The following is an 18565-nucleotide window of genomic DNA, read 5'->3' on the forward strand; positions in this document are numbered from 1 at the left end:
AGTTAAAAAGTGTTTTCGACCAGGAACTCCCTTTAGCGGAAAACCCCCGCTCCTACAGGTTTTGCAGGGGCGGACCTATAGAGGTATAGGCCCGCCAGCGCTGTTTTTACAGCTCGACGACTACCGCCTTGGACGCACGGGTCGCCTTGGCGCGGGCGGCTTCGATGGACTCGTCGCGCGCCAGGGCCACGCCCATGCGGCGCTGGCCGTTGACTTCAGGCTTGCCGAACAGGCGCAGCGCGGTGTCCGGCTCGCTCAGGGCGGCGCCCAGGTTGGCGAATGCGGTCTGGGTCGACTGGCCTTCCACCAGAATCACCGCCGACGCCGAAGGCCCGACCTGACGGATCAGCGGGATCGGCAGGCCGAGGATCGCCCGTGCGTGCAGGGCGAATTGCGACAGGTCCTGGGAAATCAGGGTCACCAGACCGGTATCGTGCGGGCGCGGCGACACTTCGCTGAACCACACCTGATCGCCCTTGATGAACAACTCGACACCAAACAGACCGCGACCGCCCAGGGCCTCGGTGACCGCCTTGGCCACGCGCTCCGATTCAGCCAGGGCAACCGGGCTCATGGCCTGTGGCTGCCAGGATTCCTGGTAGTCGCCCTTCTCCTGACGGTGGCCGACCGGTGCACAGAACGTAGTGCCGCCAACGTGACGCACGGTCAGCAGGGTGATTTCGTAGTCGAAATCGATGAAGCCTTCGATGATCACCCGGCCCTTGCCGGCGCGACCGCCTTCCTGAGCGTAATCCCAGGCCTTCTGCACGTCATCGACGCTGCGCAGCAGGCTCTGGCCCTTGCCCGAAGAACTCATGACCGGCTTGACCACGCACGGGAAACCGAGGTCTTCGACAGCCTTGCTGTAGTCCTCGAAGGTGTCGGCGAAGTGATACGGCGAGGTCGGCAGGTCCAGCTCTTCGGCGGCCAGGCGACGGATGCCTTCGCGGTTCATGGTCAGCTGGGTGGCGCGCGCGGTCGGGATCACGGTGAAGCCTTCGGCTTCCAGTTCCACCAGGGTCGCGGTGGCGATGGCCTCGATTTCCGGCACGATGAAGTGCGGCTTCTCGGCCTCGATCACTGCGCGCAGAGCGGCGCCGTCGAGCATGTTGACCACGTGGCTGCGGTGCGCAACCTGCATGGCCGGGGCATTGGCGTAACGGTCCACGGCAATCACTTCAACGCCCAGGCGTTGCAGCTCGATCACCACTTCCTTACCCAACTCGCCACAGCCACACATCAATACGCGGGTCGCGGTAGGCGACAATGGAGTTCCGATACGGGTCATCTGCAGGTCCTCAAAGAAGCGATCATCGAGGGAAGCACGCTTCCCTGGGGGAGAAAGCGCGGCATTTTACATGAACTGCAGGGTTTGGCTTCAGCTGACGACAGCCTGTTTGCGCAGGCGCCAGGCCATGATCAGCCACACGGCGGTGACGCCGGCGAACTTCGAGCCCAGGGCGGTGAGGATCACGCCGGGGGTCAACGCGTCGATCATGCCGAAAAAGATGAAGGTATCGAGGGGAATGCTCAGGGCCGAACTTATCCACAGGCGGTCGTGCAGCGGGCGCTTGGTGATGCTGAACACCAGCCAGTCGATGCACTCGGACACTGCGAACGCGGTGGCGCTGGCCAGGGCGATGGACGGATCGGAGGTGACATAGGACAGCACCAGCGCCACCAGCATGGCCGCAATCGCGCCGTGACCGAAGCGGGTTTGCACCATGTCGCGCAGGATAAACACCAGCCCGCCCCAAGCCGACCAGATGATGTCCAGGTGCGGGGCGGTGGAAAAGGCGAAGTTGATCAGCACGACGCTGCTGATGTAGGCGATCAGGAAGAACATGGAAGTACCTGTCAGATTGGCGCACAGGGTACTTCATCTTTGCCGCATAAATAAGCAGCGGTGAGATCAGTTGTGGCGAGGGGGCTTGCCCCCGTTGGGTTGCGAAGCAGCCCCAAAAAGAAGGGACTGCTGCGCAGTCCAACGGGGGCAAGCCCCCTCACCACAAAAGCACTCAGGGTTTGGGAGTTAACATCCACACCAACCCGCTTGCCTTGGCCCGCTCATGGCACAACCCCAGCACCCGGCGGCGCTCGTCGTTGTCCATCCGGCTCCAGCGGGTGATCTCCTCGACGGTGCGCTGGCAACCGGTGCAGATGTCGTCATCGTCCAGCGCGCAAATGCTCACGCAGGGCGATGCGACGGGGCGTTCGGGGGTCGTCATTCTTCCTGCTCGGCCAGGTCGCGGGCATAACGCTGGGCGTTATGCACATAGTGGGCGGCGCTGGCCTGGAGCATTTGAATCTGTGCTTCGGTCAATTCGCGCACCACCTTGCCCGGCGAGCCCATGACCAGCGACCCGTCCGGAATCTCCTTGCCTTCGCCGATCAGCGAATTGGCGCCGATGATGCAGTTCTTGCCGATCTTCGCGCCGTTGAGGATCACCGAGTTGATGCCGATCAGGCTGTTGTCGCCGACCGTGCACCCGTGGAGCATGACGTTGTGGCCGATGGTCACCCCGGTGCCGATGGTGAGCGGGTAGCCCATGTCGGTGTGCATCACGGTGCCGTCCTGCACGTTGCTGTTCTTGCCGATCAGGATCAACTCGTTGTCGCCGCGCAACACGGCGTTGAACCAGACGCTGGCGCCCTCTTCCAGTTTGACCTTGCCCACCAGCACGGCATTGGGGGCGACCCAGCTCTGTGGGTGAGTCTCGACACGGGCGTCGCCCAGGCGGTATTTCATCGGTTTGTCCTCAGGGCATCACGTGTTCAGGCCATTCGAACGATGGCTCAAGTATTGATAAAGCTTTTGGGCGGCTGGTGCAGGCTGATCCTGGCGTCATAGAGCAGGTTGATCAGTTCGACCACCATGATCGCCGTCAGCCCCCAGATCTTGTACCCCCCATAACGGTAGCTCGGGACGTACCAGCTACGGCCTTGATAGTCGATGCGATGGGTATGTTCGCGCGGGTCTTCGCGGAAGAATTCCAGCGGCACGCTGAACACCGCGGCGATTTCCGCATCGTTGGCCTGGTATTCGACGAAATCCGGAATCACGCCCACATAGGGAGTGACCTTGATGCCGTGCAGGGAAATCAACGGACTGAGCGGGCCGATCACTTCCACCAGTCCCGGCGGCAGGCCGATCTCTTCTTCGGCTTCACGTAGCGCGGTGAATATCAGGTCCGGGTCTTCGGGGTCGCGACGACCACCTGGGAAGGCGACTTCGCCGCCATGGGTCGAGAGTCCGCTGGCGCGAAGGGTCAGTACCAGCTCCGGTTCATCACTGCGGGTGATGGGCACCAGTACGGCGGCCTCGGGGAAACGACGGTCGGTCTCCAGCGTGCGCGGTGTGTGGTTACTGACCCGATGCAGTAGCTCATCCAGCATGAGTGTTCTCGATCTGTGCCTTACCCCGCATCATGCACCAATCACTGCGGTCGCCCAACCCCCCGGACAACGGCGTGTCGCGAAACGACAACTTGCCGACAGACACCGCCGCACGCCAAGATAGGCGCAGCATTCAGGAACCCAAGCATGAAATTTTGCAGCCAGTGCGGTAACCCGGTCACCCAGCGTATTCCCGAAGGCGATTCGCGTCTGCGTTTCGTCTGCGACAGTTGCCAGACCATTCATTACCAGAACCCCAACATCGTCGCCGGCTGCGTGGCGACCTGGGGCACCAAGGTCCTGCTGTGCCGCCGCGCCATCGAGCCGCGCCTGGGTTACTGGACCCTGCCCGCCGGCTTCATGGAAAACGGCGAAACCATCGAACAGGCGGCCATCCGCGAAACCGCCGAGGAAGCCTGCGCCCGGGTGCGCAACCTCTCCATCTATACTCTGATCGACGTACCGCACATCAGCCAGGTGCACGTGTTCTTCCGCGCAGAGCTGGCCGATCTGGACTTCGCCCCGGGCCCGGAAAGCCTGGAAGTGCAACTATTCGACGAAGCGGACATCCCTTGGGACGAGCTGGCTTTCCGCACCGTGGGCCGTACCTTAGAATGCTTCTTCGCTGACCGGCGGGCCGAGGTCTACCCCGTACGATCCGAATCGATCCCGCCGCTGACTCAGCCTGCCAACTGAAAACATCTATAAATAAATAGAAAACACATAGCCGCGACACCTTCTGGGGAATTGTTTCAATGCGCTGGTTGCTTGCCCTGTTCTGCTTGTCGTTCGCTGCGTTCTCCCAGGCTTCCACTGTGGGGATGTACGACGGCAAGGTCATCGAGAAAGTCCTGGTTCTCAAGTCCGCCCACCAATTGCAGTTGATCAACGACGGCAAGCCGCTCAAGACCTATCGCATTTCCCTGGGCCGCAACCCCAAGGGACAGAAACTGATGGAAGGCGACCGCCGCACCCCTGAAGGCTTCTATTGGATCGACTGGCGCAAGACCAGCGACAAATTCAACCTGTCGATGCACATCTCTTACCCGAACATCAGCGACGCAGCCCGCTCGCGCCGCGAAAACGTCGATCCGGGTGGCATGATCATGATCCACGGCACGCCGCACACCGAGGAAAATCCCGAGGAACTGTTCCACACCCTGGACTGGACCGACGGCTGCGTGGCCATGCGCAACGTCGATATGCGTGAAGTCTGGAACCTGGTGCCGGATGGCACCATGATCGAAATTCGTCCGTAAACGCCCGCAAAAAAGCTTTTGTGGCGAGGGGGCTTGCCCCCGTTGCGCTGCGAAGCAGTGCCAAAATCTATGACCATGTTCCTTCTGTCTCACCGCATTGGCTGATTTTGCGACTGCTGCGCAGCCGAACGGGGGCAAGCCCCCTCGCCACAGGGACCGCATTCTTTCGTCCTGCTGCTACCTTTTGTCGCCCTTCGTAAAAAAATAAAAAGATCGCAGACTTCTGCAGCTCCTACGGGTGGTGATACCACTTCCAACCTGTAGGAGCCGGCTAACCCTGGACGGCTGGCTGCGATCTTTGCTTTTAAAGCACCACCTCTAATACCACTTCAAACCAATCTTCTCGAGTCAGCCCTAAACCGCCCTATTCAAGCCTTTCCAACGCGTTGACATGGTATTCAAGTGGTATTAGCTTTCGCCCCACAACCGAGCGAAAACAATCCTACAACCGCGCCGGATCGAGCCTACATGAACGACCTCAACGCCCTACGCCCCGACGATTCCCAGCCCACGCCCCTGTACCTGCAACTGGCGCGTAATCTGGAAGCGGCGATCCATGCCGGCCAGTGGAAAGCCGAGCAGGCGATGCCGTCGGAGCGCAGCCTGAGCGAAACCCTGGGCATCTCCCGGGTGACCGCACGCAAGGCGCTGGAAGTGTTGTTCGAACAAGGCCTGATCCGCCGCAACCAAGGCTCCGGCACCTTCATCACGCCACGCCTGGAACAACCGCTGTCGCGCCTGTCCGGTTTCAGCGAAATGCTGCGCCTGAAGGGTTTCGCGCCCAGCTCGCAGTGGCTGGAGCGGGAAATCACCCTGCCGACCCACGAAGAACTAATCCGCCTCGGCCTGTCGCCCAACGACAAGGTGGCGCGTATGAAGCGCCTGCGCAAAGCCGACGACACCGTGATGGCCATCGAGATGAGCACCCTGCCCGCCTCGATCATTCCCAAGCCGCAAGCCGTGGGCGATTCCCTGTACGAATACCTCGACGGGATCGGCAAGCCCGTGGTCCGCGCACTGCAGCACATCCAGGCGATCAACGCCTCGGACGAATTCGCCGCGCTGGTGGGCATCGCCCCCGGCACCGCCATGCTGCTGATGACCCGGGTCGGCTACCTCGAGGACAACACCCCCATCGAAGTCACCGACACCTATTGCCGCAACGATTACTACGACTTTGTTGCAGAGCTTCGTCGATAAAAAGCTGCGACGTTAGACGGCGTCACTAGACAGCACCGCCCAACACCGAGAACCGATCATGTCCGAAGACAACATCCTCACCGCCCAAGGCTGGGTTCGCGGCCGGCTGGTCCACGAACACGGCAGGGTCGTGTCCATCGAAGGCTCGCCCTGCGATCCGGCGGACAACGACCTGCCCTACCTGCTGCCGGGCTTCATCGACCTGCACGTTCACGGCGGTGGCGGCAAGGACATCATGGAAGGCGCACCCGCCTTCGAAACCATCTGCAAGACCCACGTGCGCTTCGGCACCACTTCGCTGCTGGCCACCACCATGACCGCGCCCAGCGAAGAGATCTCGAAGGTGCTCAAGGCTGTAGGCGAATTCTGTGAGCAGCGTGGGAAAGGCAGCGCCCGGGTTCTCGGCGTGCACCTGGAAGGCCCCTACATCAATCCGGGAAAACTCGGCGCCCAGCCCAATTTCGCCCACACCGCACTGCTGGCCGAAGTCGAGGAATACCTGGCCATGGCACCGATCCGGGTGATCACCATCGCCCCGGAAATCGCCGGCCACGATGCGCTGATCCGCAATCTCAGCGCCCGCGGCATCCGTATGCAGATCGGCCATACCCTGGGCAGCTATGAAGAAGGCGTCGCCGCGCTCGAGGCCGGCGCCACCAGCTTCACCCACCTCTATAACGCCATGAGCCCGCTGCATCACCGCGAACCCGGGATCGTCGGCGCGGCGCTGGCCCATGCGCAGTACGCCGAGCTGATTCCGGACCTGCTGCACGTGCACCCCGGCGCGATCCGCGTGGCCCTGCGTTCGATCCCGTGCCTGTATTGCGTAACTGATTCCACCGCCGCCGCGGGCATGCCCGACGGCGAATACAAGCTTGGCAGCCACACCGTGACCAAATGTCTGGGCGGCGTGCGCCTGCCCGACGGCACCCTGGCCGGCAGCACCCTGACTATGGATCAGGCCCTGCGCAATCTGGTGAAGATCGGCCTGCCCATCGCCGAGGCCTCGCAACGCCTGTCGCAATTTCCGGCCGATTACCTCGGCCTCAACGAACGCGGGCGCCTGCAGCCCGGCGCCTGGGCCGACTGCGTGCGGCTGGATCGCTCACTGAAACTGACCGCCGTCATGGTCGAAGGAGAAGACATTGACTTCAAAAATGCTTGAGGAGGCGCTGTCCTCGTTCGAGGCCGTGCATGCCCAACTGCAGCAACTCGACCCGCAGATGATCGAGATCGCCGGCCGCCTGCGTCGCCAGCCACCGCAAGTGGCGATGACCGTGGCCCGCGGCAGTTCCGACCACGCCGCCAGCTACTTCGCCTACCTGACCATGCAGTTGCTGGGCATTCCGGTGGCCTCGCTGCCGATGTCGGTGGTGACCATGCAACAGGCGCCGTTGAAGGTCAGCGGTCAGGTGGCGTTCGCCTTTTCGCAGTCGGGCCAGAGCCCGGATCTGGTCAACAGCCTGCGCCTGTTGCGCAAGCGCGGCGCGCTGAGCATCGCCATGGTCAATGCCGCCGACTCACCTTTGGAAGCGGCCTGTGAATTCAGCCTGCCACTGCTGGCCGGCACTGAAAGCAGCGTCGCCGCGACCAAAAGCTTCATCGCCACCCTCAGCGCCAGCGCCCGCCTGATCGGGCACTGGAAAGAGGACGCCGAACTGCTGGAAGCCGGCCGTGCCCTGCCCGAAGGCCTGCGCAATGCCGCTCGGCAGGACTGGAGCATGGCCATCGAAGCCCTGCGCGACTGCGAGCGCCTGATGGTGATCGGCCGTGGCGCCGGGTTCGCCATCGCCCAGGAAGCCGCGCTCAAGTTCAAGGAAACCTCGGCGATCCAGGCCGAAGCCTTCAGCAGCGCCGAAGTCCGCCACGGTCCGATGGCATTGATCGGCGAGCAATACCCGCTGCTGGTCTTCGCCCCACGCGGCGCCGAACAGGCCGGCCTGCTGAGCCTGGCGGCGGACATGCGCCAGCGCGGCGCCCGGGTTCTGCTGGCGGCACCGGACGACGTGAGCGAACGCGATCTGACACTGACCCGCGCCGAACACCCGGCCCTCGACCCGATCCTGGCCATCCAGAGCTTCTACGTCATGGCCGCGGGCTTGGCTGTCGCACGAGGCATGGACCCGGACCAGCCACGGCACCTGAGCAAAGTCACGCGTACGCATTGAGTCATCCCGAACCGTCGTTTTTCCTGATGAGACCGAGCCATGCACAACAACAATAAAGAGCTGACCCTCAGCGCCCCGCTCAGCGGCCCGGTGCTCACGCTCGCCAAAGTCCCGGATGCGGTGTTCGCGAGCGGCGCGATGGGCGACGGGATCGCCATCGATCCGTTGAACGACACCCTGCACGCGCCCTGCGCCGGCGTGGTGGTGCACGTCGCGCGTACCGGCCACGCCGTGACCCTGCGCGCCGACAACGGCGCCGAACTGCTGCTGCACCTGGGTCTAGACACGGTGGAGCTGCAAGGCCAGGGCTTTACGATGCTGGTCCAGGAAGGCGCGCGGGTCGCCAATGGCCAGCCGCTGCTGCGCTACGAACAGGACCGAGTGGCGCAACGCTGCAAAAGCCTGGTCAGCCTGCTGATTCTCACCAACAGCCAGGACTTCCAGGCCCGCCCCATCACCCTCAAGTCGGTGAAAGTAGGCGAGCCGTTGCTGCACATCATTCGCCGCCAGGGCAGCGGCGCGACCGCCAACGAAGAACTGCTCGGCGAAGAGCAGATCGGCCATATCCAAGTCGCCCATCGCGGCGGCCTGCATGCGCGGCCAGCGGCGCTGATCCGGCAGACCGCGCAAGGTTTCAGGAGCAAGTCGCAGCTGCATTTCGCCGGGAAATCGGCGAGCTGCGAGAGCCTGATCGGACTGATGGGCCTGGCCATCGGCGAGCAGAACGAAGTGCAAGTCAGCTGCAAGGGCCCGGACGCCGAAGCCGCGCTTCAGGCGCTGTTGATCGCGTTATCCACAGCCCTGCCGGAAGACCATCACGCCGCCGCGCCGGCGCCTGTGCCGCAGCGCAATCGGGAGGTAGAAGCCGGCGTGCTGAACGGTGTCTGCGCCGCATCGGGTCTGGTCGGCGGACCGCTGGTTCGCCTGAATGCGATCAGCCTTCCGTTAGACACCGGGGACAATGATCCGGCACAGCAACATAAGGCGCTGGACGCCGCACTGAGCCAGGTCCGCAGCGAAATTGCCGCCACCCTGACCCAGGCCAGAAAGCACAAGAACACCGACGAAGAGGCGATCTTCGCCGCCCACCTCGCTCTGCTCGAAGACCCGGCCCTGCTGGATGCGGCCGACCTGTCCATCGACCAGGGCGTCGCCGCGACCCACGCCTGGAGCCAATCCATCGAAGCGCAGTGCGAGGTGCTCCTGCAATTGGGCAGCGCACTGCTGGCCGAACGCGCCAACGACCTGCGCGACCTCAAGCAACGGGTGCTGCGCGCCCTGCTCGGTGAAGCCTGGAATTACGACATAGCGCCGGGCGCCATCGTCGCCGCTCACGAACTGACCCCGTCCGATCTGCTGCAACTGTCGCAGCAAGGTGTCGCCGGGTTGTGCATGGCCGAAGGCGGCGCCACTTCCCATGTGGCGATTCTGGCCCGGGGCAAAGGCCTGCCGTGCCTGGTCGCCCTCGGCTCGGCACTGCTGGATCAGGAACAAGGCCAGGCGGTGGTGCTGGACGCCGACGGCGGTCGCCTGGAACTGACGCCCAGCGCCGAACGCCTGGCTCAGGTGAATCAAGCGCAACTGGACCGGCAACAACGTCGAGCCGAACAACAACGCCAAGCCCACACCCCGGCGCAAACCCGGGACGGCCTGACCATCGAAGTCGCCGCCAACGTCGCTTCCAGCACCGAGGCGGCGGATGCGCTGGCCAACGGCGCCGATGGCGTCGGCCTGCTGCGCACCGAGTTCCTGTTCGTCGACCGCCAGACCGCGCCGGACGAACAGGAACAACACCGCGCCTATCAAGCGGTGCTCGATGCCATGGGCGAGCGCTCGGTGATCATCCGCACCATCGACGTCGGCGGCGACAAGCAGCTCGACTATCTGCCGTTGCCGGTCGAAGCGAACCCGGTGCTCGGCCTGCGCGGTATCCGTCTGGCCCAGGCTCGGCCGGAACTGCTCGACCAGCAGCTCCGCGCTCTGCTGCACGTCACACCGCTGTCCCGTTGCCGGATTTTGTTGCCGATGGTCACCGAGGTCGATGAGTTGCTGCACATCCGCCAGCGACTCGATGCCCTGTGCACCGAACTGGGCCTGAGCGAACGTCCCGAACTGGGGGTGATGATCGAAGTACCGGCCGCCGCCCTGCTGGCCGAACAGCTGGCGGAACACGCGGACTTCCTGTCCATCGGCACCAATGACCTGTCGCAATACACCCTGGCCATGGACCGCGACCACGCCGGCCTCGCCTCGCGGGTCGACGCCCTGCATCCGGCGCTGCTGCGCCTGATCGCCCAAACCTGCGCCGGTGCCGCGCAGCACGGTCGCTGGGTCGGCGTTTGCGGCGCGCTGGCCTCCGATCCGTTAGCGACGCCCGTACTAATCGGCCTGGGCGTGAGCGAACTGTCGGTAAGCCCGGTGCAGATCGGAGAGATCAAGGATCGCGTGCGCCACCTCGACGCCAGCGAATGCCGGCGCATCAGCCAGGGCCTGCTCAAGCTGAGCAGCGCCTCGGCGGTGCGTCACGCCTGTCACCAACACTGGCCTCTGAGCTGAACAAGAACAATAAGGAGAAGCGCCATGTACCAACTCTTCATCGAAGGCCTGCAGCGCCTCGGCCGCGCGCTGATGCTGCCGATCGCGATCCTGCCGATTGCCGGCCTGTTGCTGCGCCTGGGCGACACGGACCTTTTGAACATCGCGATCATCCATGATGCCGGTCAGGTGATTTTCGCCAACCTGGCGCTGATCTTCGCCATCGGCATCGCGGTGGGCTTTGCCCGGGACAACAACGGCACGGCGGGCCTGGCCGGCGCCATTGGTTATCTGGTGATGGTGTCCACGCTCAAGGTGCTCGATAACAGCATCAACATGGGCATGCTCGCCGGGATCATCAGCGGCCTGATGGCCGGCGCGCTGTACAACCGCTTCAAGGACATCAAGCTGCCGGAGTACTTGGCGTTCTTCGGCGGCCGGCGTTTCGTGCCCATCGTCACCGGTTTCAGCGCGGTCGGCCTGGGCGTGGTGTTCGGCCTGATCTGGCCGCCGATCCAGCACGGCATCAACAGCTTCGGCGCCCTGCTGCTGGAGAGCGGCAGCATTGGTGCGTTCGTGTTCGGCGTGTTCAACCGCCTGCTGATCGTCACCGGCCTGCACCACATCCTCAACAACATGGCCTGGTTCGTGTTCGGCAACTTCACCGACCCGAGTACCGGCGCCATGGTCACCGGTGACCTGTCGCGCTACTTTGCCGGCGACCCGAAAGGCGGCCAGTTCATGACCGGCATGTTCCCGGTGATGCTGTTCGGCCTGCCTGCCGCGTGCCTGGCGATGTACCGCAACGCCCTGCCGGAACGCCGCAAGATCATGGGCGGGATTCTCCTGTCGATGGCCCTGACCTCATTCCTGACCGGCGTCACCGAGCCGATCGAATTCGCCTTCATGTTCCTCGCGCCGCTGCTGTTCCTGCTGCACGCGCTACTGACCGGCCTATCCATGGCCGTCACTAACCTTTTGAACATTCACCTGGGGTTCACCTTCTCCGGCGGCTTCATCGACATGGTTCTTGGCTGGGGCAAATCCACCAACGGCTGGCGAGTGATTCCAGTGGGACTGGCCTATGCGGTGGTCTACTACCTGGTGTTCGACTTCTGCATTCGTCGCTTCAACCTCAAGACCCCGGGGCGTGAAGACAGCGCCACGGTGGAGAAAGCCGCAGTGGCGCAAAGCGACCGCGCCGGCGCCTACATCAAGGCATTGGGTGGCGCGGAAAACCTGATCACCGTCGGCGCCTGCACCACGCGCTTGCGTCTGGATATGGTCGATCGCAACAAGGCCTCGGATGCGGACCTCAAAGCGCTGGGCGCCATGGCCGTGGTGCGGCCGGGCAAGGGTGGCAGCTTGCAGGTGGTAGTCGGGCCGATGGCCGACAGCATCGCCGATGAAATTCGCCTGGCGATGCCCGCGTTGGGACGTGCGCTGATCGCGACTCCAGCAGTCAGCGTCGACGAACCGCAGACCGTGACCGTGGCAGCGTCCGAGGCCCGCCAATGGCTGCATGCCTTCGGCGGTGGCGACAATGTGCTGCAACTGGATTGCGTGGCCATGACCCGAATCCGCCTGCAACTGGCGGATGGCAAGGCGTTGTCCGAGTGCGACTTGAAGGCGCTGGGATGCCTCGGTGTGAGCCAGCTTGAAGGCGGGATCTGGCACCTGCTGGTAGGTGACAAGGCCTCAAGCCTGAGTGATGCGCTGCAAGTGTTGGTCAATCGCAGCGAAGTCAGCGCCAAGGTGTAGATGGATGTTGGCTGGGCGGGCCTCATCGCGGGCAAGCCCGCTCCCACAGGTTCTGAGGGTGTATGCAAATTCTGCAACCAACCGAAATACTTGTGGGAGCGGGCTTGCCCGCGATAGGGCCGTCACCATCACCACAAATCCCGGACATAAAAAAACCCGCTGAAATCACTTCCAGCGGGTTTTCTTTTTTGCAGCCAGAGAATCAGAAATCCTCCAACCGCCACACTTCATAAGCCGGTGTCTCATAGGGGTGGCTCTGTTTCAGCGCCGCCACTACCGGGCGAATCAGCTCATCGGCCACCACCAGCTCAACCTTCCACTCCTCGACCCGCTCGACCTGCCCCGCTTCGCCAATGAACGGCTGGCTGCCGTCCAGTGGTCGAAACTGGCCCTGGCCCAACACCTGCCAGGCGCAGTGATCGTAAGCGCCGATCCGTCCGCCACCGGCGGCGAATACAGCGCTCTTCACGTCTTCGACGTGACTGGTCGGAACAAAAAAGCTCAGCTTGTACACAGCCCTTAGTTCACCCGCTCTTAGTTCACCCAGACGCGCGCATTACGGAACATACGCATCCAAGGTGCGTCTTCGTTCCAGTCGTCCGAACGCCACGAGTTCTGCACGGCGCGGAACACACGCTCCGGGTGCGGCATCATGATGGTCACGCGACCGTCGCGGCTGGTCAAACCGGTGATCCCGCGCGGCGAACCGTTCGGGTTGGCCGGGTAGCTTTCGGTGACCTTGCCGTGGTTGTCGACGAAACGCATCGCCACGCAACCGGACAGATCGGCTTCCAGCAGTGCTTCTTCGCTGGCGAACTCGGCATGACCTTCGCCGTGAGCGATGGCGATCGGCATACGCGAACCGGCCATGCCTTGCAGGAAGATCGAGTTCGATTCCTGGATCTGCACCATCGCCACACGGGCTTCGAACTGCTCGGAACGGTTACGCACGAAGTGCGGCCAGAACTCGCTGCCCGGAATCAGCTCGTGCAGGTTGGACATCATCTGGCAACCGTTGCACACGCCGAGGGTGAAGCTGTCGTTACGCTCGAAGAAGCCCTGGAACGCATCGCGGGCGCGGCTGTTGAACAGCGCCGACTTGGCCCAGCCTTCACCGGCGCCCAGTACGTCACCGTAGGAGAAGCCGCCGCAAGCGACCATGCCCTTGAAGTCGTTCAGGTCGACACGGCCGGCCAGAATGTCGCTCATGTGCACGTCGATCGCGTTGAAACCGGCGCGGTCGAACGCAGCCGCCATTTCCACCTGACCGTTGACGCCTTGCTCGCGCAGTACGGCAACCTGTGGACGAATGCCTTTCTTGATGTAAGGCGCGGCGACGTCCTGGTTCACATCGTAGCTGAGCTTGAAGTTCAGGCCCGGGTTGTCTTCTTCCAGCAGCACGTCGAATTCCTGATCGGCGCAGTCGGCGTTGTCACGCAGACGCTGGATCTGGTAGCTGGTCTCGGCCCACTGGCGTTGCAGCAGACGACGCTGGCCTTCGAACACGGTTTCGCCGTTGAAGGTGATGTTGATCTGACCATTGTTGATCGGCTGACCGACTACCGATACGCAGTCGCCCAGACCGGCTGCGCTGAACTGCGCGAGGATGTCCGGCGTGGCGTCCTGGCGAACCTGAATCACCGCACCCAGTTCTTCATTGAACAGGATCGCAGAGATGTCGGCGGAAGTTTCCGCCAGGCCGTCGAGGTTCAGGTTCAGGCCGCAGTGACCGGCGAAGGCCATTTCCACGACGCTGGTCAGCAGACCGCCGTCGGAACGGTCGTGGTAAGCCAGCAGGTGACCGTCGGCGTTGAGGCCTTGGATCACCGCGAAGAAGGCTTTGAGGTCTTCGGCGTCATCGACGTCCGGAGCCTGCTTGCCGAGCTTGCCGTTAACCTGGGCGAGGATCGAGGCACCCATGCGGTTCTGGCCACGACCGAGGTCGATCAGGATCAGGTCGGTGGTGCCCTTGTCCATGCGCAGTTGCGGGGTCAGGGTCTGGCGGATGTCAGTCACTGGCGCGAAACCGGTGACGATCAGCGACATTGGCGAGGTGACCGCCTTGTCCACGCCTTCTTCGTTCCAGCGCGTGGCCATGGACATGGAGTCCTTGCCCACCGGAATGGTGATGCCCAGCTCAGGGCACAATTCCATGCCGACCGCTTTCACGGTGTCGTACAGACGGGCGTCTTCGCCCGGGTGACCGGCGGCGGACATCCAGTTCGCCGACAGTTTGATGTCGGAGATCTTGCCGATGCGCGAAGCCGCGAGGTTGGTCAGGGTTTCGCCGATGGCCATGCGGCCCGACGCCGGAGCGTCCAGCAGAGCCAGCGGAGTACGCTCGCCCATCGCCATGGCTTCACCGGTGTAGACGTCGAAGCTGGTGGCGGTGACGGCAACGTCGGCCACCGGAACCTGCCATGGGCCGACGAACTGGTCACGGGCAACCAGGCCGGTGATGGTGCGGTCGCCGATGGTGATCAGGAAGCTCTTGCTCGCCACGGCCGGGTGATGCAGGACGCGCTCGATGCTCTCGGCGATGTCCAGGGTCGACGGATCGAAATCGTCGCCCAGCTCCGCTTCGCGCTTGACCGAACGGTGCATGCGCGGCGCTTTGCCCAGCAGCACTTCCAGTGGCATGTCCACCGGGCTGTTGCCGAAGTGGCTGTCGGTGACGGTCAGTTGAGGCTCGGCAGTGGCTTCGCCGACCACGGCGAACGGGCAGCGCTCGCGTTCGCAGATTGCCTTGAAGCGCTCGAAGTCGGCCGGGCCGACCGCCAGAACGTAACGTTCCTGGGATTCGTTACTCCAGATTTCGTGCGGGGCCATGCCCGGCTCGTCGTTTGGAATGTTGCGCAGTTCGAAACGGCCACCGCGGTCGCCGTCGTTGACCAGTTCCGGGAAGGCGTTGGACAGACCGCCCGCGCCCACGTCGTGAATGAAGCTGATCGGGTTCTTGTCACCCAATTGCCAGCAACGGTCGATGACTTCCTGGCAGCGACGTTCCATTTCCGGGTTTTCGCGCTGTACCGAAGCGAAGTCCAGGTCCGCCGAGCTGGTGCCGGTGGCCATCGAGGAAGCAGCGCCGCCGCCCAGGCCGATCAACATGGCTGGGCCGCCGAGCACGATCAGCTTGGAGCCGACGACGATCTCGCCTTTCTGTACGTGTTCTTCACGGATGTTGCCCATACCACCAGCCAGCATGATCGGCTTGTGGTAACCGCGGACTTCGTCGCCGTGAGGGGTGGTGATCGACTGCTCGAAGGTACGGAAGTAGCCGGTCAGGGCCGGACGACCGAATTCGTTGTTGAACGCAGCGCCGCCCAGCGGGCCTTCGATCATGATGTCCAGCGCGGTGACGATGCGCTCAGGCTTGCCGTACGGCACTTCCCACGGCTGTTCAAAGCCCGGGATCTGCAGGTTGGATACGGTGAAGCCGGTCAGGCCGGCCTTCGGCTTGGCGCCACGACCGGTTGCACCTTCGTCGCGGATCTCGCCGCCGGAACCGGTGGACGCACCAGGGAACGGGGCGATCGCGGTCGGGTGGTTGTGGGTCTCGACCTTCATCAGGATGTGCACCGGCTCCTGCACCGCGCCGTACTGGCGGGTTTCTGGATCCGGGAAGAAACGACCGGCCACGGAACCGACGATCACCGAAGCGTTGTCCTTATAAGCGGACAGCACGCCTTCGTTGTGCATCTGGTAGGTGTTCTTGATCATGCCGAACAGGCTTTTTTCCTGGCTCTCGCCGTCGATGTCCCAACTGGCGTTGAAGATCTTGTGACGGCAGTGCTCGGAGTTCGCCTGGGCGAACATCATCAGTTCGATGTCATGCGGGTTGCGCTTGAGGCCGACGAAGGCGTTGACCAGGTAGTCAATCTCGTCTTCTGCCAGGGCCAGGCCCAGCTCGACGTTGGCCTTCTCCAGTGCGGCGCGGCCGCCACCGAGCAGGTCGATCGCAGTCAGCGGCTTCGGCTCGGCGTGGCTGAACAGGCCGGCTGCCTGCTCCAGGTTGCCCAGCACGATCTGGGTCATGCGGTCGTGCAGGGTATCGGAGATCAGTTGCGCGTCAGCGTCGCTGAACTGGCCGGCCACGTAGAACGCAATGCCGCGCTCCAGGCGCTGGATCTTGGTCAGGCCGCAGTTGCGAGCGATGTCGCTGGCCTTGCTCGACCATGGCGAAATGGTGCCGAAACGCGGCAGCACCAGGAACAGACGACCGGTCGGCTCCTGGACCGGAACGCTTGGACCGTACTTCAGAAGGCGCGCGAGCACCTGCTGTTCGTCGCCGGTCAGGACGCCGGTAACTTCGGCGAAGTGAGCGAATTCAGCGTACAGGCCACTGACAGCCGGAACCTTCTGGCTCAGTTGCTCAAGGAGTTTGCTGTGGCGAAAGGCAGAAAGGGCAGGAGCGCCGCGCAGGATCAACATCTTCGGGACAGCCTCGGAAGGGGGTGTGCTTTGAGGCCGTGCATTCTAGCCTAAACAGCCCACGAAATCAGCCGTAACGCTCTGCACGGTTGCACCCGGACGTCGGGCGGGCCATCGCGCCTGCTCAAGCGGGCCGATCAGGCCCTTTGCCCGCGGATATTTTCATTGTCACAAATCGCCGCCGAAGCCCATTCCAGCGGGCTCCACAGCGGTTTTTCACGCTCTAGCAGACTAGCCTACTGCTGTCGAGATATGGCGCTGCTGGTCCTTTGCGTATACTGCGCAAATGTTTTCCCCAACGGCTTTGCGTCCGCGATACGCCAAATGGTTGATCGCAACCGGACTCTTCCTGATGCTCAGTGGCTGTGTTGATAAACCCAACACCCTCGAGCGCGTAAAGGAGGATGGTGTGCTGCGGGTGGTTACCCGAAACAGCCCCGCCACCTACTTTCAGGATCGCAACGGTGAAACCGGCTTCGAATACGAGCTGGTGAAGCGCTTCGCCGACGATCTGGGGGTGGAACTGAAGATCGAGACCGCCGACAACCTCGACGACCTGTTCAGTCAGGTCGGCAAGCCCAACGGCCCGGTGTTGGCTGCCGCGGGTCTTGTCAGCAGCGAGGAGCGCAAGAAACAGGTGCGTTTCTCCCACTCCTATCTGGAAGTCACCCCGCAGATCATCTATCGCAACGGCCAGTCCCGTCCGACCGACGCCAAGGATCTGGTGGGCAAGAAGATCATGGTGCTCAAGGGCAGCACCCACGCCGACCAGCTGGCGCAGCTGAAACAGAAATTTCCCGGCATCGAGTACGAAGAGTCCGACGCGGTCGAGGTCGTGGATCTCCTGCGCATGGTGGACGAAGGTCAGATCGACCTGACCCTGGTGGACTCCAACGAAGTGGCGATGAACCAGGTGTATTTCACCAACATCCGGGTCGCCTTCGACCTGGGCGATGCCCGGGATCAGGCCTGGGCCCTGGCGGCCGGGGATGACAACAGCCTGCTCAACGAGGTCAACGAGTACCTCGACAAGGTCAAGAAGAACGGCACTCTGCAACGTCTGAAGGACCGCTACTACGGGCACGTCGACGTTCTTGGCTACATGGGCGCCACCACCTTCGCCCAGCACTTGCAGCAACGCCTGCCCAAGTACGAACAGCACTTCAAGGCCTACGCCAAGAAAGAGAAGGTCGACTGGCGTCTGCTGGCGGCGGTGGGCTATCAGGAATCCCTCTGGCAACCGGCCGTGACCTCCAAGACCGGCGTGCGCGGCCTGATGATGCTGACCCAGAACACCGCGCAGGCCATGGGCGTCTCCAACCGCCTCGATCCCAAGCAGAGCATCATGGGCGGCGCCAAGTACCTGGCTTATATGAAGGAGCAACTGGACGAGTCGATCCAGGAGCCTGACCGCACCTGGTTTGCCCTGGCGGCCTACAACGTCGGCAGCGGCCACCTGGATGACGCGCGCAAGCTGGCGGCCAAGGAAGGGCTGAATCCGGACAAATGGCTGGACGTGAAGAAGATCCTGCCGCGCCTGTCCGAGAAGAAGTGGTACAGCAAAACCCGTTACGGCTACGCCCGTGGCGGCGAGCCGGTGCATTTCGTGGCGAACATCCGCCGCTACTACGACATCCTGACCTGGGTCACACAGCCGCAGCTTGAAGGCGATCAGGTGGCGGAGGGTGCGCTGCACGTGCCGGGCATCGACAAGAGCAAGCCGGCGCAGGAAACCCCGCCGCTGTAACAGATAACACCAATAAAATGTGGGAGCGGGCTTGCTCGCGAAGGCGTCGTGTCTGTCGACATCAACGT

Annotated in this window: 15 protein-coding genes; 8 read left to right on the top strand and 7 right to left on the bottom strand. The window is 63.1% G+C overall.

Annotated elements, in window-relative coordinates:
• Positions 1–106: 106 nt before the first annotated feature.
• From purT to ACW9JE_RS19360, 5 genes are all read right to left on the bottom strand, one after another.
• Positions 107–1288 carry a formate-dependent phosphoribosylglycinamide formyltransferase gene (gene purT, locus ACW9JE_RS19340; RefSeq protein WP_457433639.1) on the bottom strand — a complete coding sequence of 394 codons (1182 nt, stop codon included), beginning with the start codon at positions 1286–1288 and terminating at the stop codon, positions 107–109.
• A 90-nt stretch (positions 1289–1378) separates the two neighbouring features.
• On the bottom strand, positions 1379–1846 hold the full coding sequence (locus tag ACW9JE_RS19345) for a preQ0 transporter (protein ID WP_075946642.1): 468 nt from the start codon (positions 1844–1846) through the stop codon (positions 1379–1381).
• Between the two features lie 172 nt (positions 1847–2018).
• On the bottom strand, positions 2019–2228 hold the full coding sequence (locus tag ACW9JE_RS19350; protein WP_457433640.1) for a DUF1289 domain-containing protein: 210 nt from the start codon (positions 2226–2228) through the stop codon (positions 2019–2021).
• Positions 2225–2749: a gamma carbonic anhydrase family protein gene (locus ACW9JE_RS19355; RefSeq protein ID WP_175375222.1), complete on the bottom strand. Its 525-nt coding sequence runs from the start codon at positions 2747–2749 to the stop codon at positions 2225–2227. Before ACW9JE_RS19355 ends, ACW9JE_RS19350 begins: the two co-directional genes overlap by 4 nt.
• Positions 2750–2796: 47 nt before the next feature.
• The gene (locus tag ACW9JE_RS19360; protein WP_224534047.1) at positions 2797–3396 is read right to left on the bottom strand and encodes a CoA pyrophosphatase; all 600 of its coding nucleotides are present in this window, start codon (positions 3394–3396) and stop codon (positions 2797–2799) included.
• A 147-nt stretch (positions 3397–3543) separates the two neighbouring features.
• Between ACW9JE_RS19360 and ACW9JE_RS19365 the strand changes: the two genes are divergently transcribed.
• The 7 genes from ACW9JE_RS19365 (at position 3544) to nagE (ending at position 12319) form a co-directional block, all read left to right on the top strand.
• Entirely contained in the window at positions 3544–4092 is a 549-nt protein-coding gene (locus ACW9JE_RS19365; RefSeq protein ID WP_224534048.1) for an NUDIX hydrolase, read from the top strand.
• Between the two features lie 59 nt (positions 4093–4151).
• The gene (locus tag ACW9JE_RS19370; protein WP_457433641.1) at positions 4152–4655 is read left to right on the top strand and encodes a L,D-transpeptidase family protein; all 504 of its coding nucleotides are present in this window, start codon (positions 4152–4154) and stop codon (positions 4653–4655) included.
• 468 nt (positions 4656–5123) lie between these two features.
• Positions 5124–5855, top strand: a complete 732-nt coding sequence (locus ACW9JE_RS19375) for a GntR family transcriptional regulator (RefSeq protein WP_457433642.1) — start codon at positions 5124–5126, stop codon at positions 5853–5855.
• 58 nt (positions 5856–5913) lie between these two features.
• The gene (gene nagA / locus ACW9JE_RS19380; protein WP_457433643.1) at positions 5914–7020 is read left to right on the top strand and encodes an N-acetylglucosamine-6-phosphate deacetylase; all 1107 of its coding nucleotides are present in this window, start codon (positions 5914–5916) and stop codon (positions 7018–7020) included.
• Positions 7001–8023: an SIS domain-containing protein gene (locus ACW9JE_RS19385; RefSeq protein WP_457433644.1), complete on the top strand. Its 1023-nt coding sequence runs from the start codon at positions 7001–7003 to the stop codon at positions 8021–8023. Before nagA ends, ACW9JE_RS19385 begins: the two co-directional genes overlap by 20 nt.
• A 39-nt stretch (positions 8024–8062) precedes the next feature.
• Entirely contained in the window at positions 8063–10579 is a 2517-nt protein-coding gene (gene ptsP, locus ACW9JE_RS19390) for a phosphoenolpyruvate--protein phosphotransferase (RefSeq protein WP_457433645.1), read from the top strand.
• Positions 10580–10603: 24 nt separating this feature from the next.
• Complete coding sequence (nagE, locus tag ACW9JE_RS19395; protein ID WP_457433646.1) at positions 10604–12319, top strand: N-acetylglucosamine-specific PTS transporter subunit IIBC; 1716 nt, start codon at positions 10604–10606, stop codon at positions 12317–12319.
• A 202-nt stretch (positions 12320–12521) separates the two neighbouring features.
• Here the strand turns inward: nagE and ACW9JE_RS19400 are convergent, their stop codons facing one another.
• Positions 12522–12833 carry an NGG1p interacting factor NIF3 gene (locus ACW9JE_RS19400; protein WP_457433647.1) on the bottom strand — a complete coding sequence of 104 codons (312 nt, stop codon included), beginning with the start codon at positions 12831–12833 and terminating at the stop codon, positions 12522–12524.
• Between the two features lie 20 nt (positions 12834–12853).
• Positions 12854–16750, bottom strand: coding sequence for a phosphoribosylformylglycinamidine synthase (gene purL, locus ACW9JE_RS19405; protein WP_224534055.1), 3897 nt, complete (start codon positions 16748–16750; stop codon positions 12854–12856).
• 286 nt (positions 16751–17036) lie between these two features.
• Here purL and mltF point away from each other — a divergent pair, with 286 nt between their 5' ends.
• On the top strand, positions 17037–18497 hold the full coding sequence (mltF, locus tag ACW9JE_RS19410; RefSeq protein WP_457433648.1) for a membrane-bound lytic murein transglycosylase MltF: 1461 nt from the start codon (positions 17037–17039) through the stop codon (positions 18495–18497).
• Positions 18498–18565: the final 68 nt, after the last annotated feature.

This window comes from Pseudomonas sp. SDO55104_S430, assembly GCF_054070595.1.